The organism is Streptomyces sp. NBC_00466, from assembly GCF_041433995.1.
Classification (GTDB): Bacteria; Actinomycetota; Actinomycetes; order Streptomycetales; family Streptomycetaceae; genus Streptomyces.
The window spans coordinates 2,768,885-2,792,713 of record NZ_CP107896.1; the positions used below are offsets into that span (position 1 = coordinate 2,768,885).

Annotated in this window: 13 protein-coding genes and 1 pseudogene; 6 read left to right on the forward strand and 8 right to left on the reverse strand. The window is 71.8% G+C overall.

Annotated features, from left to right (window positions below; translation table 11 throughout):
- Nucleotides 1–32: 32 nt before the first annotated feature.
- Nucleotides 33–1,751: a SpoIIE family protein phosphatase gene (locus OG210_RS12230; RefSeq protein WP_371536287.1), complete on the reverse strand. Its 1,719-nt coding sequence runs from the start codon at nt 1,749–1,751 to the stop codon at nt 33–35.
- A 145-nt stretch (nt 1,752–1,896) separates the two neighbouring features.
- Here OG210_RS12230 and OG210_RS12235 point away from each other — a divergent pair.
- A pseudogene (locus OG210_RS12235) lies at nt 1,897–2,067 on the forward strand (aldo/keto reductase); the annotation flags it as partial.
- Between the two features lie 516 nt (nt 2,068–2,583).
- Here OG210_RS12235 and OG210_RS12240 read toward each other — a convergent pair.
- Nucleotides 2,584–5,733 carry a tetratricopeptide repeat protein gene (locus OG210_RS12240; protein WP_371536290.1) on the reverse strand — a complete coding sequence of 1,050 codons (3,150 nt, stop codon included), beginning with the start codon at nt 5,731–5,733 and terminating at the stop codon, nt 2,584–2,586.
- 249 nt (nt 5,734–5,982) lie between these two features.
- On the opposite strand from OG210_RS12240, the gene OG210_RS12245 reads away from it, so the two are divergent.
- Nucleotides 5,983–8,514: a tetratricopeptide repeat protein gene (locus OG210_RS12245; protein ID WP_371536293.1), complete on the forward strand. Its 2,532-nt coding sequence runs from the start codon at nt 5,983–5,985 to the stop codon at nt 8,512–8,514.
- 82 nt (nt 8,515–8,596) lie between these two features.
- On the opposite strand, the gene OG210_RS12250 is transcribed toward OG210_RS12245, so the two are convergent.
- The 3 genes from OG210_RS12250 to OG210_RS12260 all read right to left on the reverse strand — a co-directional run bounded on the left by OG210_RS12250 (nt 8,597) and on the right by OG210_RS12260 (nt 12,524).
- Nucleotides 8,597–9,181 (reverse strand): hypothetical protein, encoded by a 585-nt coding sequence (locus OG210_RS12250; RefSeq protein ID WP_371536296.1) that lies wholly within the window; start codon nt 9,179–9,181, stop codon nt 8,597–8,599.
- A 59-nt stretch (nt 9,182–9,240) separates the two neighbouring features.
- A complete protein-coding gene (locus OG210_RS12255; RefSeq protein ID WP_371536299.1) occupies nt 9,241–10,482 on the reverse strand; it encodes a hypothetical protein in 1,242 nt (413 codons plus the stop codon).
- Between the two features lie 107 nt (nt 10,483–10,589).
- The gene (locus OG210_RS12260) at nt 10,590–12,524 is read right to left on the reverse strand and encodes a glycoside hydrolase family 2 protein (RefSeq protein WP_371536301.1); all 1,935 of its coding nucleotides are present in this window, start codon (nt 12,522–12,524) and stop codon (nt 10,590–10,592) included.
- Nucleotides 12,525–12,613: 89 nt separating this feature from the next.
- Between OG210_RS12260 and OG210_RS12265 the strand changes: the two genes are divergently transcribed.
- From OG210_RS12265 to OG210_RS12280, 4 genes are all read left to right on the forward strand, one after another.
- Complete coding sequence (locus OG210_RS12265) at nt 12,614–13,738, forward strand: LacI family DNA-binding transcriptional regulator (protein ID WP_371536305.1); 1,125 nt, start codon at nt 12,614–12,616, stop codon at nt 13,736–13,738.
- A 135-nt stretch (nt 13,739–13,873) separates the two neighbouring features.
- Nucleotides 13,874–15,214 (forward strand): extracellular solute-binding protein, encoded by a 1,341-nt coding sequence (locus OG210_RS12270; protein WP_371536307.1) that lies wholly within the window; start codon nt 13,874–13,876, stop codon nt 15,212–15,214.
- 11 nt (nt 15,215–15,225) lie between these two features.
- Entirely contained in the window at nt 15,226–16,206 is a 981-nt protein-coding gene (locus tag OG210_RS12275; RefSeq protein WP_371536310.1) for a carbohydrate ABC transporter permease, read from the forward strand.
- Nucleotides 16,203–17,102: a carbohydrate ABC transporter permease gene (locus tag OG210_RS12280; protein ID WP_371536312.1), complete on the forward strand. Its 900-nt coding sequence runs from the start codon at nt 16,203–16,205 to the stop codon at nt 17,100–17,102. The genes OG210_RS12275 and OG210_RS12280 overlap by 4 nt, the downstream gene beginning before the upstream one ends.
- 60 nt (nt 17,103–17,162) lie before the next feature.
- Here OG210_RS12280 and OG210_RS12285 read toward each other — a convergent pair whose 3' ends face one another.
- Genes OG210_RS12285 through OG210_RS12295 form a run of 3 tightly spaced genes read right to left on the reverse strand, consistent with a single transcriptional unit; the run spans nt 17,163 to nt 23,829 of the window.
- Nucleotides 17,163–20,720 carry an SAV_2336 N-terminal domain-related protein gene (locus OG210_RS12285; RefSeq protein ID WP_371536314.1) on the reverse strand — a complete coding sequence of 1,186 codons (3,558 nt, stop codon included), beginning with the start codon at nt 20,718–20,720 and terminating at the stop codon, nt 17,163–17,165.
- Entirely contained in the window at nt 20,717–21,691 is a 975-nt protein-coding gene (locus tag OG210_RS12290) for a MoxR family ATPase (protein WP_328329643.1), read from the reverse strand. The genes OG210_RS12285 and OG210_RS12290 overlap by 4 nt, the downstream gene beginning before the upstream one ends.
- Nucleotides 21,688–23,829, reverse strand: a complete 2,142-nt coding sequence (locus OG210_RS12295; protein WP_371536318.1) for a trypsin-like peptidase domain-containing protein — start codon at nt 23,827–23,829, stop codon at nt 21,688–21,690. The genes OG210_RS12290 and OG210_RS12295 overlap by 4 nt, the downstream gene beginning before the upstream one ends.

A 23,829-nucleotide genomic window follows, 5' to 3' on the forward strand; every position in this document is an offset into this window, starting at 1 on the left:
ACTCCCGCGTCCGCCCCGAGCGGACGTGAGGCCTACTCCAGCCTCCGCCCCGAGCGGATCCGGGACGCGAGGACCGCGATGTCGTCCGTGGCGTCCCGGCCGAACCGGTCGAGCACCTCGTCGAGCAGGCCCTCCAGGGTCCCGCCGACCGGGAGCCGCAGGCTTGCCAGCCGGCCGACGGACACATCGATGTCCTCGTCCCTGCGCTCCACCAGGCCGTCGGTGTACATGAACAGCACGGTTCCCGGACCGCAGGGCAGCGAGACGGTCTCGTAGCCGCCGAGTCCCGTGCCGAGCGGCGGTCCGACCGGCATCCCGGCGATCACGGTGCCCGCTCCGTGGTCGATGAACACCGGCGGCAGATGACCGGCGCTGGCCACCAGGCACTCCCCCCGGAAGCGGTCCACGACCGCCAGGAGACAGGTGGCGGCCCGGTCGATGCCCGCCTTCTCCACCATCAGGTCGAGCCGCTCCAGGATGATGTGCGGCGGCAGCTCGTCCTGGGCGAGGAGCCGCACCATGGAGCGGTAGTGGCTCATCGCCACGGCCGCGTCGACCCCGTGCCCCATCACATCGCCCATGACCTTCAGATGGCGGGCGTCCGAAAGGGGCACGACATCGAACCAGTCGCCGCCGACCTCCGCACCCTGGCCGACCGGCAGATAGCGGGTGGCGACCTCGATGTGCGGGTGGGGTTCTCGCGGTTCGGAGAGCAGGGCGCGCTGGAGTTCCAGGGCGATGCCGTGCTCACGCGTGTAGCGGCGGGCGTGGTCGAGGTCGACGGCGGCCCGGACCGCGAGCTCCTTGGCGACCACCACGTCCTGCTCGGTGAAGGCCGGCGAGTCCCCGGCCCGTACGAGCGCCAGGCAGCCCAGCGGACGCCCCCGGGAGGCAAGCGGCACGATGCATACGGAGTGGAAGCCGAGCGCGCGGTAGACGGCGACGCGCTCGGGGCTGGGGGCGGACGCGGCCAGCTGGGAGTCGGTGGTGAGGTTCTGCAGGACCGGCTGGTTCGTCTCCAGGCAGCGCGGGATGGCTCCGCCGTCCTGGTAGTCGGCGTACTGCCCCGGTTCCCCGAACTGCCGCACCGCCTCCGCGAGACCCGGTACGGCTGCCATGCCCGCTCTGCGCAGCCGGACCACCCCGGCGGGCGGCGGCCGCACCGACTGGCCGAGCTGCGGTACGAACACCTCGACGCTCGCCACGTCGGCGAGCTCGGGGACCACGAAGTCGGCCAGCTCACCGCAGGTGGTGTCCATGTCCAGGGTCGTACCGATCAGGTTCGCCGCCGTGTCGAGCATCGTCAGATGCCGGCCGACCCGTTCGTACTCCACATGCGGACGGCGCGGCGTCAGGACCTCCAGCATGATCAGGACGAGCCCGCGGACCTCCCCGTCCTGTTCGACGCGGTGGCACGCGCCCTGCCAGAACCGCAGCCCGGGATGGTCCGACGAGGACGTACGGCCATTGGACGTCACCTCACGGGGCCGGCCGTCGGCCAGCACCCCGCGCAGCAGGTCCGTGGACACATTCAGCTCCGGAAGGATGTCCTCCGCGGTGCGGCCGAGATGGCCGGCCGCCGGAATGCCGTTCATCTCTTCGAGTGCCGCGTTGACGTAGAGATAGCGCAGCTCCGTGTCGAGCACGCAGATACCCGCTGGGGTGCCCCCGAACAGCGACTTCAGGTACTCCACACCCGCCGGGGGCAGAACAGGCGGGACCTCCGGCGCATCCGGCGCATCGGCGCACACGGGACCTCCAGGGGCGGAACGGTGATCGCCCTGACCTCCATGGTCGGCCGCCCCGGCCCCGCGCGCATCCGCCGGGCACCGGCGGATGGGCCCCGCAGCTCCAGTACGGCTCCGGCCTGCACATGGCGGGTCGGGAAGGTAAGGGCTGGACGACGGCGCCCTGGCCCGCCTGGACGAGGCGAGCGCGGTCCCGCTCGGCTTCCCGCACGACTTCCTGCGGGAGCCGGGCATCACGCGGGCGGTGTACGGGGACCGCTGGGCGGAGATCGACGACCGCCGCTCGACCTGTCGGCGCACTACGGGCGGGTTTCTCTGAGAGGCGGCGGGCGCCGCCACTGACGCACGAGGGGCCCGGAGGGGGTGCGGCCCGCTCCAGGCCCCGGTCGGGACTCCCCGCCGGCTCGGTCAGTTGCGCCGAGCAGCGACGGAACCGCTTACGGTTTTCAGGAAACGACCGACGGGTGCATCTGCGATATATTCGCGAGGATATACGTCATGCAGACAAAGGTCGTACCGAAAAGCACCCCTTTTACGCGCCGGGACTTTGCACGGGAAGCGGCACGGGAGTCTTTTGGCCTGTTGAGCGCCACGGAGAATGCTCCTTGAATCATCGAATCCATCGAGATGTGCGTGAGGGCACGGCGAACTCCCGCAACAGAGGCCACTTCGCCCGCACCTGGAAATCGTAAGCCCTTCCGGTCACTCCGCATGACCCAGGCGAGCACAGCCGGATTACCTCAAACCGCGCCAACCTCCCAAAAAGGCGGCGAGTTCCGTCGGATTCACCGGATGAGGCGCCGGAAGACCCCCGGCCGCCCCCTTCCGGGCCGGTTCAGCCCCTGAGCCGGCCCAGCCGGCCGAGCGCCTTCACGGCCCGGGCCTCGTCGGAGCGGGCCCCGATCCGGCGGCTGATCGACAGGCTCTCCTCCAGATGCGCCGCCGCCTGGCCGAGCCGCCCGGTGTCCTGCTCGGCCTGGGCCAAGTCGTAGAGCACACCGGCCTCTTCGCCAGCGGCGCGAATACGCCGCATCACCGCGAGGGCCGCGATGTGCTGGGGCAGCGCCCGCTCGGCGAGACCGGCCGCACGGTAGGCCCTGCCGGTTCCGTTGAGTGCGACGCCCTCTCCGCGTGCATCACCCACGCCCCGCAGCGCCGGCAATACTTTTCCGTACAGAACAAGCGCTTCATCAGCCTTGCCGAGGGCGGTCAGAACACTCGCGAGATTCATCTGGAGTGTGGCACGGTCTCCCCGTCCCGCCATTACCCTGGAAAGCTCTATGGCTTCTCTGTACGATCGTTCCGCGGCTTCCATGTCGCCAATTTTCTGCCTCAGCTCGGCGACATTGTTCAGAGTCCGGTATCTCCCTCTGTCGTCATTTGCGGAAGTAAAGGAATCAAGAGCGCGCAGGAAGTAATCGAGAGCCGTCTCATCACGGTCCAGGTGGAGGTGGGTAATTCCGAGCAGGTTGAAGCTGCGTCCCACCTGCACCGCATCATTGGAATGCAGCCGCAGAGCCAGAGAACGTTCCTGAAGGGTCTGAGCCAGTACGTACTGCCCGGTGTGCCACAGCGGAATCGACAGCTGATGAATTGACTCGCTCTCCAGATCCGTATCCCCGAGGGTCCGCGCGATACCCAGAGCCTCGGAGGCCGTCGCATGCCCTTCGCCGTACTCGCCGCGGTGGACACAGACCCCGCTCAGGTCGAGCAGAGCCCGCGCCCGCGCCGCGTCGTCCCCCGTGGCCCGCCAGTGATCCACCGCGCGGCGCAGCAGCGGTTCGGCCGTGCCGAGGTGACCCTCCACATCCAGGAATCCGGCCAACACGTTTACGCCCAGGGCCAGTTGGTGTTCCGAGCCATGCCTCCGGATCCAGTCCAGCGCTGCCAGCACATTGGCGCCCTCGGCGATCAGCCACTGTTCGGCCGCATGCGCGTCGGGCATCTCGGGTCCGGACGTTCCGGAAAATCCGCCCGTGCCGCGGATACGTGAGCGGAATGGATAGGCGAGCCGGTCCGCCCGGTCCGCGAGGGCCAGGTAATGATCGACCAGCCGGTGAAGCGCCTGCCTGGAGTCTTTCTGACCGTCCACACGCGCCGGGCGAACACCTGAACCCGCGCCGGAATCAGAATCGGCGTGCAGTTCACCGTCGCCATCGGGCACGGTGCGGGAATCGGACCCGTTATCGATCAGCGTCCGGGCGTACGCGCGCAGAAGATCATGAATGGTGAACCGGTGCGGTGACGGTTCGGAAATGAGGCGGTGGGTGAGGAGTTCTTCCAACGCGCGCGCGACCGTATCGACAGGGAGTCCGGTCAGTGCCGCCACCGCGTACGCATCGAATTCCAGCCCGAAGTGCAGGCCCGCGCCGCGGAAGACAAACTGCTGGACCGGTGTCAACGCGCAGTAGGACAACGCGAACACGCGGGACATCGTTCGCTCGCCGTCGCGCATTTCCGAGAGTTCCCCGCTTCCGCAGGTCAGCTGCTCAAGAAGGTCAGCCGTGGTCCACGACGGCCGGGCCAGCAGCCGGCTCGCGACCAGTTCGATGGCGAGCGGCAAATGACCGCAGATCCGGACGATCTGCTCGATTTCCGCTCCCCGGGTGGCGCCGCAGCGTCCGCCGAGCCGCTGCTCGAAGAGCGCGATCGCGTCGGTACGCGGCAGCACGTCGAGCGAGACGGGCCGGACCCCGGGCAGGCCGGAGAGCCGCTGCCTGCTGGTCACGATGACCGCTGTCGGAGAGGCGCCGGGGAGCAGCGGCCGGACCTGGCCGGGTCCTGCGGCATCGTCCAGGATCACCACCATACGGCGGTCCCGCACGGTGGTGCGCCAGAGTGAGATCAATTCCGCTTCCCCGTGCGGGAGTTCCACAGCGGGTACGCCGAGCAGCCGGAGCAGTTCGGTGAGCGCGTGTGCCGCCGTCAGCGGTGCCCGGCCGGAGACATGTCCTCGCAAGTGGACGTACAGCCGGCCATCCGGAAACCGTTCCCGCAGGTGATGTCCGATGTGGACCGCCAAGGAGGTCTTTCCGACGCCGCCCATTCCGTCGATCGCCTCGATCCGCACGACGGGGGCCGAGGTGCCGGTGTTCTCACAGAGCGCGGCGGTGAGCTGCCTCAACTCGTCCCGGCGCCCCACCCAGGGGATGTCCCGCGGCAGGTTGTCCGGAACTCTGCGCGCGGGCCGGGCGGACACCTGCGGTCCCGCGCCTGACCGCACGAGCAGCGCAGGCGCCGGTGTGCCCGAGAGGATGCCCTGATGGACCCGGCGCAGCCGATGGCCCGCATCCAGTCCGATGTCACGGACGACGCGCTGCCGCGTCCGCTGCAACAGCCTGGTCGCCTCGGCCGCACGGCTGCTGCCGTAGAGGGCGAGGGCGAGCTGCTCGACCAGCGCCTCGTCGACCGGATGCTCCTCCGCCGGCGGCAGCAGGACGGGTACGGCTTCGGCGAACTTCCCTGCCTCCATGAGGATTTCGGCACGCAGCCGGGCGCCCGCGAGACCGCTCTCACCGACCGCGGCGCGCAGCCGGGCCGCCCAGTCCGCGGTCATTCCGGCCAGCGGCTCACCGCGCCAGAGGCTCGCCGCCACATCCAGCAGCCGGATCGCCTCGCCCCCGTCTCCGCTGTCCTTCAAGGAGCGCGCCTGCTCGACGCAGCTCGTATAGCGGCGCAGGTCGACCCGGTCCGGGTCGAGGTTCAGGACGTAGGCGTTCGTACGGCTGAGAACCTGGGGTGCCGCGCTACCGGCGGCCTTGAGGGACCTCCGGATGCGCGAGATATGAACATGCAGCGCTTCTCTGGCTTTGGCGGGCGGATTGTCGTCCCAGATCCGGTGGACCAGCGTATCCACGCTCACCGTACGGCTCGCGTCCCAGGCCAGAGCGGCGAGTGCCAGCCGCGTCTTGGTGGAACCGAGATCATTGCGCAGGCCGGCGGCGTGTACCTCCACCGATCCGGAAAGTCGAATCTCAAACTCCACCAGCGTCCTTCCGCCGGTCCGGCTTGTTATGGGCCGGGCATTCGAGGGTGACACGCAGCGGCGCCCATGGCTATATGAGCCCGGCATACGTCCCGTTGAAGTCCGAAACTGACTTCTGACTGAGCGATTCTGTTCATCCGTACCGCAGAGCGGGAATGCCTCTCCTGGCCGACGGCTGACGTTGCCTCATTCTGCATATGCTGATGGCAACTTCACAGGTGGGTTCCGTGTTCAGGGAGGCTTGGAGACGTGCCCATTCCGGAATCGGGCAGAGCGGCGGCGCTGCTGTCGGCCATGGTCGTGTGCGGGTCCGAACGGACGTCCCCCGCCTGGCGGGAACTGGCCGAGGTCGCACGGACGGCATCGGGACAGGACCCCTCAGTGGCGCGACTGCGGTCCCCGGTGGACGCACCGGAGAACGCCACGGCGGCGGACACACTCCAGGACATGGCCCGGCTGGCCACCGCCCTCGCAGCGTCGGCCCGGGCCGACGCGCACACCGCGAGCAGAGTGGACGACTGGTTACGGCGGCACGCGCCGGGCCCGGCCCGGCCGGAACACACGAACACGGTCGGCGGCACAGCGGTCCTGCACGGCCCGAGTGTGCAGGCCCGCGACATCCGGGGCGGTGTCCACTTCCACCAGCAGGCAGGACCGGAAAGCCCCCGGCCCCCCGTACCCCGGCAACTCCCGCCCATAAGGCGTCCGTTGGTCGCCCGGGACGGCGATGCGCGCGCCCTGGACCGGCTCCGGGCAGGGTATCCCGCCCAGTCGCCCCAGCTGCTGGTGGTCAGCGGTTTCGCGGGTGTCGGGAAGACCACGCTCGTCTCCCACTGGATGCACGGACTCGCGGACAGCTTCCCGGACGGACAGCTGTACGCCGATCTGGGCGGCCGGGCCTCCGCCACGGAGGACGGCGGCGGACCGATCAGGACCTCAGCCGTACTCGAAGGGTTCCTGTATGCGCTCGGCGCTTCCTCCGTACCGGTGGACACCGCACAACGCATGGCGCTCTGGCGGTCATTGACCTCGGAGCTGCGGCTCGCGGTTCTCCTCGACGACGCGTACACATCCGCTCAGGTACGCCCCCTGCTCCTGGGTTCGCCGACCGGACTCACCGTGGTGACCAGCCGGAACCACCTCACGGGACTGCTGGTCGACGGCGCCGCCACGCACCGGCTCGGAGCCCTCGCACCGGAGTCTGCCGTCGAGCTCCTCGCCGCGGGCGGTGGCGGGCAGCGGGTCACCCAGGATCCGGAGACCGCGCGCGAAGTGGTCACTCTCTGCGGCTGTCTGCCCCTGGCCGTCTGCCTGGCGTCCGCCCAGCTCGCCGCGCGCCCGCACCACACCCTGTCGGCCCTGGCCCGCAGTCTCTCCCGGGGGCAGGGGCCACTCGACACGCTCCGCGTGGACGGAGAGGCCGTCGTGCGTACGGCGCTGGACCTGTCCTACCGTCTGCTGCCGGCCGTCAGCGCCGCGCTCTACCGGCGGATGGGGCTACTGCCCGCGGACCGCTTCGACCTCTCCCTGCTGACTGCGATCAGCGGCGACGCCGCTCACGGCCGGTACGGGCAGTCCGATGAGGGTGCGGGTAGGGAGGCCGGGGAGGCGGACGTGCTCGAGGAGGCCGGGTGGTCAGCCGCACCGGACGGTTCAGCCGAAGCGGACCTGGCTGTCGGCGCCCTGCTGGAGGCGAACCTCCTGGAGGAGACAGGCCCGGGGACCTACCGCTTCCACGACCTCGTACGCCCCCACGCGCGCCGGCTCGGTGAGACGCGGGAGAGCACCGCGGAGCGCGAACGGACCCTCCGCCGCTTCGTGGACTGGTGCCTGGCCTCCGCGACCGCCGCGGAGAGCATCCTCACCCCCGGCCACCGGACGGCCGGTCGCGGCAGCACGGTGCCGGGCACCGTGCCCGCCGCCCTCGAAACCCCGGCCGAGGCACTGGCCTGGCTGGACACGCACCGCAACAGCCTGCTGGGAGCAGTACGGCACAGCGCCCGCGCCGGATGGCACACCGCCTGCTGGCAACTGACCGACGCCGCATGGCCGCTCTTCGTCCGGCTGCGGCCCCGGGAGATGTGGATCGAGATGCACCGCACCGGCCTCGCCGCCGCACGGTCCGGCGGTTCGCGGGAGGGCGAGGGCCGCATGCTGACGTCCGGCGCCATCGGGCTGCGTGACGCGGGCCGGTACCCGGAGGCAGCCGACTGGTATGCCCAGGCGCTGGAACACGCCACGGCCGACGGCGACGTACGGCAACAGGCGCAGGCCATCAACGGACTCGGCCACATCAGCCTGCTGGCCTGCCGATACGACGAGGCCCGTGCGCACTTCGAACGGGCCCTGCGGTTAAGGGAGTCGGTCGGATACGCACGGGGCGCCGCGCTCTCCCGGCGGCGGTTGGGCGAGACCGCCCTGGCGGCCGGCGACCACCGGACCGCCGCCCGGTATCTGGCCGGCTCCTTCACGGAGCTGGAGTCGCAGGGAGAGGGGTACGAGGCGGCCCGCGCCCTGGCCCTGCTCGGCCGTGCGCTGGCCCGCGACGGAGACCACGAGGGCGGCACCCGGCGGCTGCGCGAGGCACTGGGAACGTTCCGGTCGTCCGACGTCCGGTCCGGGCACTGGGAGGGGTACTCCCTGGAGTGGCTCGGAGAAGCAGCCGCACAACAGGGCGACACGGCGGAGTCGGTGCGCTGCTACGAGGCCGCGCGGGATCTCTTCCTCCGGCTGAGCCCCGCCGACGCACAGCGCCTGGACGAACGGCTGCGCCACCTGTGAGAGGTGGCGCAGCCGACGCGGTGGCCGCAGGGCCGTCAGCGCCGTACGGGTGCTCCCCGGCCAGGACCGGCCACCGTCCTGGTCAGCGGCTACCGACCGGCGCCGCAGGGCGGACCGACCGCAGGGCTGCCGGCGTGCCCCCGGCCACCAGCCAGGCGTGCAGCACCGACGCGATGACGTGCGGCGCCACGCGGCGGCCGGGCGCCGCCCCGGCCGGCCAGGCCGACAGCACACCGCCCCCGGACCCGCGCACACCGAGCACGAGGGTGTTCCCCGCGTCGGGCACAGCCGCCACGAGGCAGCCCGGATACCGCGCCATCAGCATGTCCGCACGACGGCGGGCGAGGGCCGAAGGCAACGGCGTCCGGGTCACGAGCACATCGGCGTACTCGGCACGCCCCGCCTGACGCGGCGCATCCGGATTCATCCGCAGGTGGGTGTCGGTCAAACGCGTACCGAAGAGCCGCGGCCTGCTGCCGGAGATCCCTGCCGCGGTGAAGAGCAGGACGGAGGCCGAGCCGTACCCGGCCGCGGACCGCCAGCCGACGGCGACGGGCACCACGATCCGGTCTCCCGGCAGTCCGGGCCGGGCCTCCGCTCCGGCGACGCGTGGAGCGCCGAACCGGACATCGCACCAGGAGATGTCCGGCAGGGGCACCGCTGACATCGGCGACACTCCTGGCATCGGCGGCCCCCCGGCCCGAGCGGTCGTCCCGGACCGGGCCGTCACAGCGCGATCCCCAGGTCGGCGCTCTCCCACCGGACCAGCGGCGGCGGCATCGGCGGCGGCGCGACGGACGGTGCGCAGGCCGGTTCGCCCAGCCGCAGCAGCCGGTAGACGAGCGCCCTCATCCGCCGGTGGAACTGGCCCGGCGCCGACGACAGCAACCCGGCCACCTGCTCGTACTGGCCCGGGAAGTGCTGCTCCGCGGCGTACCGCAGCTGCGCGGCGAGTGGATGTGCCGGAGAGACGACGGGGGCGAGAGCGGCCAGCAGCGCAGCCGGTGACGAGGCGGAGATCTCCCGCCTCGGGCCGGGAGTGAGAAGCACGGCAGCCTCGGTGAGAGTCCCGTACGCCGTAAGGGAGCCATGGTCACCGACAATCCAGTCGGCCGCGATCAACGGCGCCTGCCAGTCCGCCTCCGGCGGCACCACCGCGATGCCCCGGCTGCGGCAGCCCGCCAGCCAGCTCTGCACCTGCCAGGCGCCGTGCCCGGCGAAGACATTCGGGTGCAGCAGCAGCGCCACCCGGTAGCGGCGGCCGGGGAGTTGGCTGAGCAACTGCGGCAGCAGCGTGTCGAACCGTCCGAAGGTGGAGGTGGGGCCCCAGGTCGAGGTGACGATCACGAGCCGCTGCCCCGCTTCGATGCCGAGCGCCCTGCGGTACTGGCGACGCCGGGGCATCCCGGCCCTGATCCGGTCCACACAGGGGTCACCCACCACATGAGCCACCGGCAACGCCTCGGGGCAGGAATCCGCCAGCTCCGCCAGGTCCCGCTCGTGCGCGTAGACGATCGCGGCGGGGCCCACCCGGCCCTTGTGCAGCAGATGCTGACGGCTCAGCATCCCCGGCGCCCGCTTCTCCCCCGGCGCCAGCGCCGAGGTGTCAGTGAGCAGTTTGATGTGGCCGGCCCCGTGCGAGATCCGCACGACCGGCGCCCGTAACGCGTGCACACCGCGCGACCCGGCCGCCAGCGCCAGGTCGAACTCGGTGCGCAGCGCCTCTTCCCAGGGCACGGTGTTGATGCCCAGGCTCTGCAGGTACTGCGCGACGCCGCCGCCGAAGGCGTGCGGCGCCGCGGTGAATACCACCTGGATACGGAAGTCGGCCTCCAGCAGGCTGAAGACCTCCTGCAGTCGCTGGGCGAAAGTCACGGTGTGCACGACGACCAGCACCCGTTTGCAGTCCTGTACGGTCAGCCACTGCCCTTGCTCGATCAGCGCCGTTTTCGTGGTGTTGACAGACACAATCGGTCCCCCATGTTCGTCGGCTGCGTGCAGCAGTCGACAGAGGGGTTCCCGCCCCGCACGGCACTTTCCTTGCAGCGGGCTTGCAGCAACCTTGCCCGCCCGGGTCAGGCCCCCGCCGCCCCCTCGCCCGTCGGCTTCTCCCCGTCCACGACCCCCGTGACGATCCCGCGGATCGTCTCCAGCGGCAGTTTGGGGGTGCCGTCCGGGAAGAGCAGGCCGTTCGTCTCCTGGGCGGTGTCCATGAACTGCGTGTAGCAGAAGCCCGCGACCAGCGGGCTCTTCCGCAGTTCGCCGAAGAGTGCGCCGAGCAGTTCCGCGTACTGGGTGTCGGAGCTGGTCTGCGTATAGAAGAAGTCGTCGTCCCCGCCCGCCAGCGAGAGGCCGCCGAACTCCGTGATCATGAGCGGCGCTTCACCCGCCGCGAAGCGCTCGGTCTGCCGCTCCGTGAGGGAGACCACCCGGCCCTGCGGGCCGCCGCCCGCCAGTACCGCCGCGAAGCCCGCCGCGTCTCCGTAGCGCTCCTTCAGCAGGCCCGCGTCGCTGGTGTAGTCGTGGACACCCAGGATGTCGCTGTCGGTGTGCTCCCAGCCCTCGTTGGACAGCACCGGGCGCGTCGGGTCCAGGGCCCGGGTCAGCGCGGCCAGGGCCATCGAGTACTGCTGCTGCGCCGGGTCGTGCGCCATGTCGGAGAGGCCCCAGCTCTCGTTGACGGGCACCCAGGTGACGATCGACGGGTGGCTGCGGTCGCGTCGTACCAGGTCCAGCCACTCACGCGTGAGCAGTTCGACGGCGTCCGTGCCGAACTCGTACGCCGCGCCGGTCTCGCCCCAGACGAGCAGGCCGAGCCGGTCGGCCCAGTACAGGAACCTCGGGTCCTCCGCCTTCTGGTGCACGCGGACCGCGTTGAAGCCCATCGCCTTGATCAGCTCGACCTCGCGGCGCAGCTCGCCGGTACCGCTGCTGGCGAGCAGGGTGCGCGGCCGGTAGCCCTGGTTCAGTACGGAACGCACGTAGCAGGGACGGTCGTTGAGCAGGAAGGCGCCGCCTCCGACGCCCGCGCTGCGCAGGCCCAGATAGCTGTCCACTGTGTCTGCGGTGTAGGCGGTGCCTGCGGTGTTGGCAGCGTTCACGGCGTCGGCGGTGTTCGCGGTGTCTGCTGTGTCTGCTGTGGCTGCGGACGCGGGCGTTCCCGGGTCGCGCACCGTGACCCGGGCGTCCACCAGGGTGGGCGAGTCGGGGGTCCACCACAGGGCCTCCCGGTCGATGCCGTTGCGCAGGGCGGCGATCGCGATGTCGATCCGGGTACGGCGGCCGGTGGTCACGGTCGACGTCTCGGCCAGTACGCGGTCGCCGACGCGGAGCACGATGTCGACCGTGAGCGGCCGGGGCAGCGGCCGGGCGAGAACGACCTCGGCCACGACTCCGCGCTGCGGGTCGGGGATCCAGGCGAGGTCGGTGATGTGCTGGTCGGGGACCGTCTCGGTCCAGACGCTCTGCCAGATCCCGGTGGTCCGCTCGTACCAGACGGCGTGCGGCCGCTCCTGCCAGTCCTGCTTGCCGCGCGGGACGGAGAGGTCGGCCGGGTCGTCCTCGGCGCGTACGACGAGTACGTGCTCGGCGGCGCCCGGCCGCATCGCGTCGGTCACGTCGGCGGTGAACGGCGTCTGCCCTCCGACGTGTTCGGCCACCAGCCGGCCGTCGAGCCAGACCCGGGCGCGGTGGTCGACCGCACCGAAGTGGATCAGCGTCCGGCCGCCCCGGGAAGCGTCCGGGACCAGCGCCCCGTGGGCGATGCGGCGGCGGTACCAGACGATCGGGTGCGGCGCGGTCTCGCCTATGCCGGAAGCGGGTGCCTCGGGCGGGAAGGGAACGGTGATCTCCCGGTCGAATCCACCGGCGGCGTCACCGGAGAACCACGCCTCGCGCTCGCCCGCGTCGGCGTCGTCGTATCCGAAGTCCCAGGTGCCGTCCAGTCTGTTCCACTGCTCACGGCACATGAGCGGCCTCGGATACGTGCCCTCCTGCTCACTCGCCCTCACGGCTCCTCCTTCTGCCTCACCGGCCATCGGGTTTCGTACAATCGAATTCCGCTCATCATGAGTGTTCCTTTGCATCGATGCAAGGATCAGTGGAAAGCACGAGCAAGACACAGCAACGCACGAACGCCGGCCGCCGTCGGCGGGCACCGACCGAGGGGGACGCGCAGGTGGGCAGGGTACGGATGCGGGACGTGGCCGAGCACGCCGGTGTATCGGTGCGGACCGTCTCCAACGTGGTCAGCGGCTACACGCACGTCAGCCCGGAGATGCGCGCCCGTGTGCAGCACTCGCTGGACGCGCTGGGCTACAAGATGGACTACCTGGCCCGCGGCCTGCGTTCGGGCCGCACCGGGTTCGTCGCGCTGGCGGTGCCCTTCCTCGCCGAGCCCTACTTCGCCGAGCTGGCCCAGGCCGTCATCCGCGCCGCGGCCCGGCGGGGCATCACGGTGCTGGTCGAGTCGACGGAGGGCGACAGCGAGACGGAACGGCGCATCCTCGCGGGCGGCCTGACCAATGTGGCCGACGGCGTCCTGTTCAGCGCCCTGACCGTGCCGGCCGCCGACGTCGCGGCCACCGCTCCGGACTTTCCGCTGGTCATGCTCGGTGAGCACGATGTCGGCGCACGCTTCCCGCGCGTCGGGATCGACAACGTGGCCGCCGCCCGCACCGCCGTGGAACATCTCGTGGAGCAGGGCTGCCGCCGTATCGTCGCGCTCGGCCGGAACGGCAGCGAGAACGGCCGCCAGCGCGTCGAGGGCTACCGGCAGGCCCTGTCGGCAGCCGGGGTCCGGCGGGTGAACTGGCTGGTCGAGCCGGTGAAGGACTGGAACAGGGCCCAGGGTTTCGAGGCGGTGCGCCAGCTCCTCGAAGGCAGCGGCCCGCTCCCGGACGCGATCTTCGCCTTCAACGACGCACTGGCCGTCGGCGCCCTGCACGCACTGAACGCCTCCGGTGTCCGGGTGCCCGACGACGTCGCCCTGGCGAGCATCGACAACGTCCCGGAGTCGGCGTACACCCACCCGCCGCTCACCTCGGTCGCGCCCGACCTGGACGTGATCGCGGAGCGCGCCCTCACCCTGCTCGACGAGCAGATCAACCGGCAGCCGGGCGGGGAGGACAGCGGTCCCGGTTCGGGTGATGCGCCGGCCCGGCGGGAGTCGACGCCCTTCCGGCTGGTCGTCCGCGAGTCCTCGCAGCGCAGGCCCGCTGTCTGACCCCGGCCACCGGCCGGCCGACCAGAAGAACAGCCACCGTCCGTCCTCCAGCGCACCGGTCTATTGCAACGTTGCAAATCGTGTGCCAAGGTCTCGCCATCGAGTTCACATCGAACTGACGAGGTGAATACCCCTATGAGCGGAGCGATGGCGCGTCGGCGCTTCCTGGCTCTCGGCGGCGGCCTGGCCCTGGCCGGCGGGCTATCCGCGTGCTCATCCCCGCTGGCCTCCGGTCTGACGGGTTCTCAGCCCGACCCCGCCGACGTCATCTTCTGGAACCTGTTCACCGGCGGTGACGGCGCCAACATGACGCTGATGGAGAACGCCTTCCGCACGGCGCACCCCGGAACGACGGTCGAAGCGACCATCCTGGGCTGGGGAAACCCGTACTACACCAAGCTGGCCCTGGCGACGGCGAGCGGCACCCCGCCCGATGTCGGCATCTCCCATCTGTCCCGGCTGCCGCTGCTCGCGGCATCGGGCCTGCTGGAGCCGGTGGCCGAAACGGGCGTCACCGAACTGGGCGTCACCCCGGACCGGTTCACCCCGGCGGCCTGGAAGAAGGCCACCGTGAACGGCACGGTGTACGCGGTGCCGCTGGACACCCACCCGTTCGTGCTCTTCTACAACGTCGATCTGGCGAAGAAGGCCGGCCTGCTCAACGCCGCCGGTGACGGGCTGAAGCCGATGAAGGGCAGGGCCGCCTTCACCGACGCGGTGAAGGCGATGAAGGAGGCGGGCGCGCAGTACGGCGCCGCGATGTCCATCACCGCCGACCCGTCCACCGCCTGGCGCTGGTTCAGCATGATCTACTCCGGGCTCGCGGGTCCCGTCGTGACCGGCTCCGGCACCACGATCGACATCGACGCCGAGGCGATGCAGGAGACGTTCGACTTCATGCAGAGCCTGACCGGGCCGGGCCTGATGCCGAAAAGCCTCAACGGGTCGGGTGCGAACGCCCTGTTCAGCACCGGCAAGGCGGGGTTCCTCTTCGACGGGGAGTGGCAGATCCCCTCGTACCGGCTCGTCAAGGGCCTGCGCTTCAACGTGGTGCCGTTCCCCGCGCTGCTCGGACCGGAGCCGGTGGCGTACGCGGACTCGCACGCGCTCGTCGTCCCGCGCAACCCGAAGCGCTCCCCCGCACGGACCGCGCACGCGGCGCAGTTCATCAAGAGCCTGCTCGACAACAGCGCCACCTGGGCGCACGGCGGCCATGTGCCTGCCTGGCTCCCCAGTCAGCGCAGCAAGGCGTTCCTTGGGCAGTCCCCGCAACGCAACTACGTACAGGCGGCGTTCAACGCCCAGTACGACCCTGTCGCCTGGTACACCGGCGCCGGTTCGGACTTCCAGAACACCGTGGGCGCGACCGTCATCGAGGTCCTCGCGGGGCGGCTCGGGCCGAAGAAGGCGGTCGGCGCGATGCGGGCTGATCTGAAGCGGTACACCACGGCCCGACCACCGGTCACGATGAAGTAGGAGGCAGTTCCATGACGACCGTCGCCTCGACGCGGCCGGCCCGGCGCCCAGCACCCGTACGGACGGCGCGCGGCCGGCCGCCCCGCTCCGACCGGCGGGCGGGCCTGCTGCTCAGTACCCCGTTCCTCGTCGTCTACCTGCTGTTCCTGGCCGGCCCGCTGCTGATGGGCATCGTGCTGAGCTTCTTCAACACGACCACCGTGAAGGACGGCCTCGGCGACTGGGTGGGGGTGTCCAACTACACCCAGGTGCTGCGGGACTCCCTCTTCTGGGACGCCATGTGGCACTCGGTGCTGTTCACCCTGATCACCACCCCGCTGATGGTGGTCCTGGCGCTGCTGTTCGCCATCCTCGCGTCCCGGATCCGGCGGGGCAGGGTCTTCTACCGGCTGGCGTTCTTCGCGCCGTACGTGGTGCCGTCGTCCGTGGTCGCCCTGATCTTCCTGTGGATGTACACGCCCCAGGTCGGTCTGCTCCCCAAGCTGTTCGGCGCGGTCGGCCTGCCGGTGCCCGACTTCATCGGCAGCACGTCGGGCGGCTGGACCGCGGTGATCCTGATGACGCTGTGGTGGACGTTCGGCTTCAACTTCGTCCTCTACACGGCCGCGATCCAGGATGTCCCGCCGGATGTGTACGAGGCCGCCGCGATCGACGGGGCGAGCCCCTGGCAGCAGATCCGGCTGATCACCGTGCCGCTGCTGCGCCCGACCACCGGGCTGGTGCTGATCCTCCAGATCCTGGCCTCGCTGAAGGTGTTCGACCAGATCTATCTGCTTCTCGGCGGCGGCCCGGACCAGTCGACGCGGCCGGTCATCGAGTACATCTACGACACCGGATTCACCTCCTACCGGGGTGGCTACGGTGCCGCCGCCACCATGGTCTATTTCGTCATCATCGTCGCGATCTCGGCAGCCTGGTACGCGCTGCGCCGCCGCTCCACGACCCCGGCCGCGCCCCGCACCGCACCGCTGCCCGAGCGGAGGACACCTTGAGCAGCCTCACCCAGCCGCGGCCCGCCGGTACGGGGGAACCGACCGCGTCGCGCACGGCCTCCGCAGCGCCCACCGTCAACGGCGCGAAGCTCTTCAACCGGCTCTGCGCCGTCTGTCTCACCCTGTTCGCGCTGATCTGGCTCGTGCCGTTCGCGTGGGCGCTCATCACCTCGCTCCGCCCGGACGGCTCGATCACCGCGAAGCCGACGTCGCCGTTCGCCGGCGGCTGGTCCCTGCACGCGTACGCGTACGCCTGGGACACCTATCCGATCGGCTCCTGGTACCTCAACAGCCTGGTCATCGGGGTCCTCGCGGTGGTCTTCACCGTGGCCTTCTGCTCGATGGCGGGCTTCGCCCTGGCCTTCCTCCGCTTTCCCGGCCGGAACGTCGTCCTGGCGCTGGTCACAGCGGGTCTGATGCTGCCGACCGAGGCGCTGATCCTGCCGCAGTTCATCGAGTACCGGTCGCTGCATCTGCTCGGCACCTACTGGGCACTGGTCCTGCCGTCGGTGGCCGCTCCGGTGTCGGTCTTCATCTTCCAGGCGTTCTTCAAGGGCATCCCGGTCCCGCTGATCGAGGCCGCGCGCATCGACGGGGCGAGCTGGTGGCGGGTCTACTGGACGATCTGTATGCCGATCTGCCGCCCGGCGGTCTCGACGGTGTCGATCCTGACGTTCATCAACTCGTGGAACGCGTTCCTGTGGCCACTGCTGGTGCTGAACCAGACCAAGTCGCAGACGATCCCGGTGGGTCTGGCGTCCCTGGTGAACAACAGCAACATCCAGTACGCGGAGGTCATGGCGTCATCGGTGCTCGGATTCCTGCCGCTGATCGCGGTGTTCCTGGTCTTCCAGCGGCGCATCGTGCAGGGCGTGGCGACCACCGGGATCAAGTGACGGGCGGGATCAGGTGACGGGCGGGATCAGGTGACGGGCGGGATCAGGTGACAGGCGGGATCAGGTGACGGGCGGGGAGCCCGGTTCCGGGACCGGGGCCGGGACCGCGACCCCCGTGCCGTCGTCGCCCAGGACCAGCTCCGCGAGCCGGATGTACGCGTTCACGGTGGCCGTCCGCAGCCAGTCCAGCTCCCAGCCGGGCGACTGCAGCGCCGCGTCGAAGGGGACGTGCACCACCTGGCCGGGGTCCACTCCGAGCCGCCCGGCGAAGGAGGCGGGCAGCCGCCGGCCGGACGACCCGCCGACCTCCGCGGCCACCACGACCGCCTCGCGCGCCAGCCGCTCGTGCCCGGCCTCCCGTACGTCTTCGAGGGTCCGCACCGCCGCGTCGAGGAACCAGTCCGCGGTGCCGCAGCAGAGGACCAGCCGGTCCGTGTGGTCCAGGACGACCCGGGCCGAACGGTCCAGGCGCAGCCGGGACCAGTCGGTCAGCACACAGGAGTAGTGGGGCGCGGTCTGCGCCAGCACCCGGGCGTACTCCTGTGCGTGCGCGGGGTTCTGGCTGAAGTGGCCGCCGCGGTGGGCCATCACTTCGAGGCCCGAAGGCAGCCGGGTGGTGAGGGCGCGGATCTCGGCGTACGAGAGGTCGGGTTCCAGCGCCGCCAGATCGCGTACGACGGCCTCGTTGCGCCCGGTGAGGAAGGCGTCGAGCGACCCCTCGGACGCCGCGCCGTCCAGGGCCAGGACCGGTTCGGCGCGTACGGAGGCGAGCAGCGAGCCGAGCACCACCGTCGCCGTGGCCCGTCCGCTGTAGTGGTAGGCACCGGCCAGGGTCAGCCGCCTGCTGTACGTCAGTGGCCTGCGCAGCCGCTCCAGCCGCGCCAGCGTCTCGCGGCGGGCGGAGCCGAAGCGCGGCAGCCGCAGCCCGCCGCCGGCCGGCCGGGGCCCGCCCTCGTCCCGGGGCAGGTCGAGCGGCGGTCGCGTCGGCGGCCGGTGGCCGGTGGGGAGCGGGACCGGCGGCTCGCCGCCCCGCTGGAGCCGCACCCTGGCGACGTACCGGGCCAGCAGCTCGGCGAGCTCGCTCGCCGCGGGACGCTTGGCCGGATCCTCGTCGAGGCAGCGCAGCACCAGGCCGCGCAGCTGGTCCCAGGCGCCGCCCTGCCACAGGTGCATACCGTCCGGCAGGCCCGCCAGCTCCAGGCCCGCCTTGCTGCTGATGAGCTGGAGCAGCTCGCCGAGTGAGCGCATGTTGTCCTCGCGGGTCGGCACCGGGCCCGTGCCCAGGTACGTCCCGTCGACCGCACAGTCCGAGAGGTCTCCGAGCACGACGGTGCGCCGCAGGACGAACACGCTGTCGGCGTTGAGGTCGGCGAGCACGATGCCGTTGACGTGACACACGCTGAGGGCGTTCGCGAGGTAGCAGGCGACGAGCAGCCCGCGCAGGATGTCGAAGGGGGCGGTACCGCCCAGCACGGCCTGCGCGTAGATGTCCCCGAGGCGCGGTGGCTGCGCGTCCGGCGTGCCCGCTTCGGCGATCGGCGTCATCGCGAGCCAGCGCGGCGAGTCGCGGAGCCCACTGGCGAGCAGGACGGGGGCGCACTCCCCCTGGAGCCGGCGGAGCACCTCGGCCTCCACTTCGATCAACCGGCTGTTGGACGCGGGGAGATCGGGGCGCGCGATCCGCAGCACGGCCTCGTCCCCTGCCGGATTGGCTCCCCGGTAGAGCATCGTGCGGCGCCCGCGGCGACGGCCGCGCAGCTCGAACTCGCCGAGCTGCCGCGGGTCCTCGTCGGTGAGCGGCTCCCAGTGGTCGGCGTCGGGACCGGCCGGCTCGGGCTCCGGTCCCGGGGTGGACGCCGGGTCGCCGAACGAGATGCCGAACCGGCTGAGCAGCCGTCGCTCGACACTGGTGAACGGCTGGTGCGAGCCGGGCAGTTGGGCGGAGCCGTCCGGATGGGACAGCCAGGCGGGGAAGTCGGGCGAGTTGCCCGCGAGTTCCCCGAGACGGCGTCCGATCCGGCGGCTGGTGTGCAGGAGTTCGGCCTGCGGGACCGCGTCGAGCAGCACCGCCTTGGCCTCGTCCGAGAAGTCGAAGATCCGGTGCTTGGCGGGCAGCGGCCCCGGCACGGGCGCCGGATGCGGGCGTACCAGACCGCCGAGGAACACCTCCGCGAGGTCGGACGTACCGGCCTTCCACGGCACCGCGGTCTGCACCAGCCGCATCACCGGCACGGACAGCGGCGAGACCGCGGCGAGATGGGCCGCGAGGCGGTACGCCTCCGGGGTGGCCGCGTCCCGGAAGTGCTGGACGCTGCTGAGGTCCCGGGAGGGGGCCACGGCCCCGAACCGGTTGGGGCCGGCGAGCAGCGGCAGCTCCACGGTGGTGCCGGGCGACGCGAGCAGCCGCGCCCAGTCGCGCAGCGAGCCCGCCGCCGGCTCCAGGACGGGCACCGGCACCCCGTCGAAGTCGGCGAGCCCCCGGGGCAGTACCGGATCGGCGATCTCCCAGGCGGTGTTTGCGCCGCCTGTGCGCCGGGTGGTGACCCGCCAGCTCTCGGCGGCTATGCCGGACGCCTCCCACATGTCGGGCGGCAGGGTGTGCAGCACCGCGACCGGACCGCGGGCCGCCCGCGCGGCCAGCAGCTCGTGCATCGCGCCGGCCCGCCAGGCGGCGCCCATGCCGTCGCTGACGACCAGCAGGAGAGTGCGGCCGGACGGGTCGTTGACGATGCTCAGCGGCAACTCGGCGCTGTCCGTGTGGAACGGCCTCGCGTGCAGCCGTGGCTGGTGCGGCATGCGGGTGTCGAGGCCGAGTACGCGGATGGCGGCGAAGGCGCCGAGCCGCTCCAGCAGGGCGCGCAGTTCCGTACCGAGGCGGTGCCACAGCAGCATGGACAGACCGTCGTCGACGAGCAGGACGAGGTTCAGCCAGCGCTCCCGCACCGGCCGCTGCACCACGTCGGCCAGCCGGGTCTCGGCGAGTCCGGCCGCTGTGCGCTCCTCGTCGATCTCGGTGCGGTGCCTGCTGTCCCGTCTGCGGCGCAACGGCCGCAGTGAGCGGCCGAGTTCGAGCTCGTCGGCGAGCGCCTTGTCCTCGGGGATCCGCAGCGGCATCGCCCGGCGCGGCTGCGGGCCCGGCTGCGGTGGCCGCGCCCCGGGGGCGGCCGGGCCCTGGCGGGCCGCCGCGTACAGGGCGGGGGTGGTGAGGTCGGGCAGATCCGGGTCGTCGGCCTCCGGTACGGGCTGCCGCGGGCCGCCCGCGTCCGGTTCGGGGTCCGGCGGTTCGGGGGGCGGCGGGGCGGCGGGCTCGTCCCGGTGGAGCGGCGCGTGCTCGCCCGCGGGCAGTCTGCGGGCCAGCCAGAGGACGTCGAGGACCTGGTCGGCGTCCAGGTCGTGGCCGCAGGCGGACAGGACCCGCAGCGCATCGGCGAGCGGCCCGCCGCCTGCTGCTGCCGGATCGGCCGCTACTGCCGGATCGGCCGCTGCTCCGAGGGATGCCGCTGCTCCCGGAACGCCGGCCGCTGCCGGATCGCCCGCCGCTGCCGGATCGCCCGCCGCCACCGGATCGCCCGCCGGTTCCTGGCCCCCGGCCGGTTCCTGGTCCCCCGCCGTGGTCACATCGCCCCGGTGAGCTGATGCAGTACGGCGTCCAGCAGCCCTTCCGCGTCCAGGTCGATACCTCCGGCGCGCAGGAACACGGCGTTGAGCAGCTGGTCGGTGGCGAGCTCGCCCGGGGCCCGGCGGCGCAGGAAGACCTCGATCAGATCCTCGGCCTCCCGCAGCGCCTCCTCGCCGAGGTGCGCGGCGACGATGGCGCGCAGCCGCTCCTCGTCGGGCACCGGCAGGTCGAGCCGGACACAGCGGCGCAGGAACGCGGGCGGGAAGTCACGCTCGCCGTTGCTGGTGATCACGACGACCGGGAACTCGGCGCACTGGACGAGCCCCTGGTGCACCCGGACGGTGCCCCGGTGGTCCAGGTTCTGCACCTCCACGTCGGCCATGTCCTCCGGGAGCCGGGTCAGCTCCGCGATGTCGAAGACCCCCTCCTCGAAGACGGTGAGCAGGTCGTTGGGCAGGTCGACGTCGCCCTTGTCCATCTCGTCGATGAGCAGGGCGCGCGGGGTGGCCGACGGCACCAGGGCGGTGCCGAGCGGGCCGAGCCGGATGAACGTGCCGATGGACGGCTCGCGTTCGCCGCGGTCCCGGCTCAGCGTCGTCTCGCGGAGCCGGCCGATCGCGTCGTACTGGTAGAGCGCGTCCTTGACGGTGGAGCGGCTGTTGACGGGCCAGCGCAGCAGCTCGCCGAGGCGCAGTTCGTGCGCGATGGCGCGGGCGAGCGACGACTTCCCGGTGCCGGCCGGGCCGGTCACAAGGAGCGGACGGCGCAGGTGCAGCGCCGCGTTGACGACGTCGGCGTGCCGGGGCTCGATCAGATACGGCAGTTCGGGGCGCATCGACCGTACGGGCGTGAAACGCCGCCAGGGCGGGGCCGACGGGAGCGCGATGGCCCGGGGCACGCCGTCGCCGCGGAAGAGCCGCCAGTCGGCGCCGGCGTCGGCATCGGGAGCGGCATCAGGGCCGGATGTCATGTGCTCTCCTGTGGTTCGGTCAGATGCAGTCGGGGCACGGTGCGGTCGGCGTCGGCCCAGGCGAGGACCGGGCGGCCGGGGAACTCGGGCGGGCTGGCCATGGCGTTCGCGCGGTAGCCGCGCACCCCGTCGGGCAGCTCCCGGGTGGCGACGTCCGCCATGTGCTCGACAACATGTGACGCTCCGTCCCGGCCGCGGTCCCACACCACCACAGGTATGCCCAGCGCGAGGCAGATCTGCACGATGCCGTCACGCGGGCCGGGTGGTACATCCACGGAGACGCGCACCGTGTCGAGTTGGTTGACCAGAGTGGAGTAGACGGCGTCGCGGTCCATGGACTCCGAGACGACGACGGTCCGCCCCGAGTCGAGCCGGTCCCATCTGATGCGCCAGTGGGAGATGAAGCGGCCGTGTCTGCGCAGGAGTTCGGGGCAGTGCACGACCAGCGGGTACTCCACGCCGAGCACCCCCGGCACGATCTCGTCCGGGTCCCGCGCCTCCCACTCGTCCACGGGCAGGTTCAGGCTGCCGCGGTCCACCAGCACCTCGACCAGCGGCGGCCGCTCGTCCCCGGCCGGGGGCGTGAGCGAGTCCAGCACGCGCAGCACCTCGCGCGCCGCCTCCGACGCCGAGTACGACACGGCGCTGTCCCTCGACACCTGCCGGGGCCCGGCCCCCTCGTCGCACCAGCTCCGCAGGTGGTGGCGGCCCGGCTCCGCCCGCGTCACCTGCACCAGGACGCGCACCCGCGCGGAGCGGCTCCGCACGGAGCGCGCCCACTCCTGGGCGTCGGCCCGGCGCTCGCCGAGCGCCATCCGCGGGATGCCGAGGCGCTGGGCCACCCCGTCCGCCCACATCCGCAGCTCCGCCCCCCGGTGCCTGGTGCCCAGCGCACCGACGTACTCCATGACGCGCAGCAGCGCCGGGACCCTGCGTTCCCGGCTCGCGGAGTGGCCGTCACCCGGCAGCACCTCCAGGTGGTCGAGGAGCTCGTCCAGGGAGTCCCCGCCGGGCCGGGCGGCCAGATGCGGCAGCGCGGCGCGCACCGCCTCCGGGAACCGGCTGAGCACCGCCCGGTCCAGGTTCCGCAGGTGCTTGTGCAGTGCGGCGTACTCCTGCGGGGACAGCAGCCTGGGCGTGCGCGAGAGGCCGCCCGCCGCCAGCAGCCGGTCGGCGGCGTCCGGGCTTTCGCGGCGCAGGATCCCGGAGAGTGCCGCCAGGGCGCGCGGGTGGGTGAGCAGGAACTCCGCGAACTCCTCGGGCGTGGGGGGCGTGACGCCACTGCCCTTCGCGATGCCGCACGCGGTGGCCAGCCGCTGGGCGCGGTCGATGCGCTCGCTCATCACCGGCAGGAGCTCGCCGACCGCCTCCGCCAGCAGCAGGAAGGCGGGGTCCTCCGGGCCGGGTGGCGCGGGGAGTACCGCGTCGAGGACGCCCAGGGGGCGCAGTTCGGCCTCGACGCGCTGCCAGGGGACGGCCCAGCTGCGCCGGACCAGCTGCTGGGGGCTGTACGGGAGCGGGGCCCCGGTGCGGGGGTCCCGGGGCGGCATGAAGTGCGCGACGACGAGCCCGACGACAGCCCCCTCGTGCCGGCACCAGAGCGGTCCTCCGCTGTAGCCGGCGCCGACCGACATGCCGGTGGCCGCGCCGTCCAGGTAACCCAGCGAGCGGTGGAGCGAGGTGACGGTGAGGCGGGCGAGGGTGGCGGCCTCACCGCCGCCGTGCCAGGCCCCGACCTCCTGGCCGACCGCCATGGCGGCCCGGCCGGCGGCGGGCAGGCCCGCGGCGGGCGCGTCGACGCGCAGCACCGCGAGGTCGCCGAGCCACTCGCCGTCTCCCTCGCGGACCGCGCCGCCGTCCCGGCCGCGTGGCGGGATCCAGTGCACCACGCGCGCCGGGTAGCGGCGCGAACGCACCGCCTCGTGCAGCTCCACCGGGATCTCGGCGTGCCCTGGCGACCGCGACTCGAACATGTCACGGCCGAGGGCGTCGTTGACGACGTGGGCGCAGGTCAGCACGGTGTCGGCGCCGAGTACGAAGCCCGCTCCCGCGGCCTTGTCGCCCTCGGCCCGCAGTACGGAGACGACCAGGAGGGACGGGTCGTCGTCCACGTCCCCCGCGGTACGGAACCACCCCAC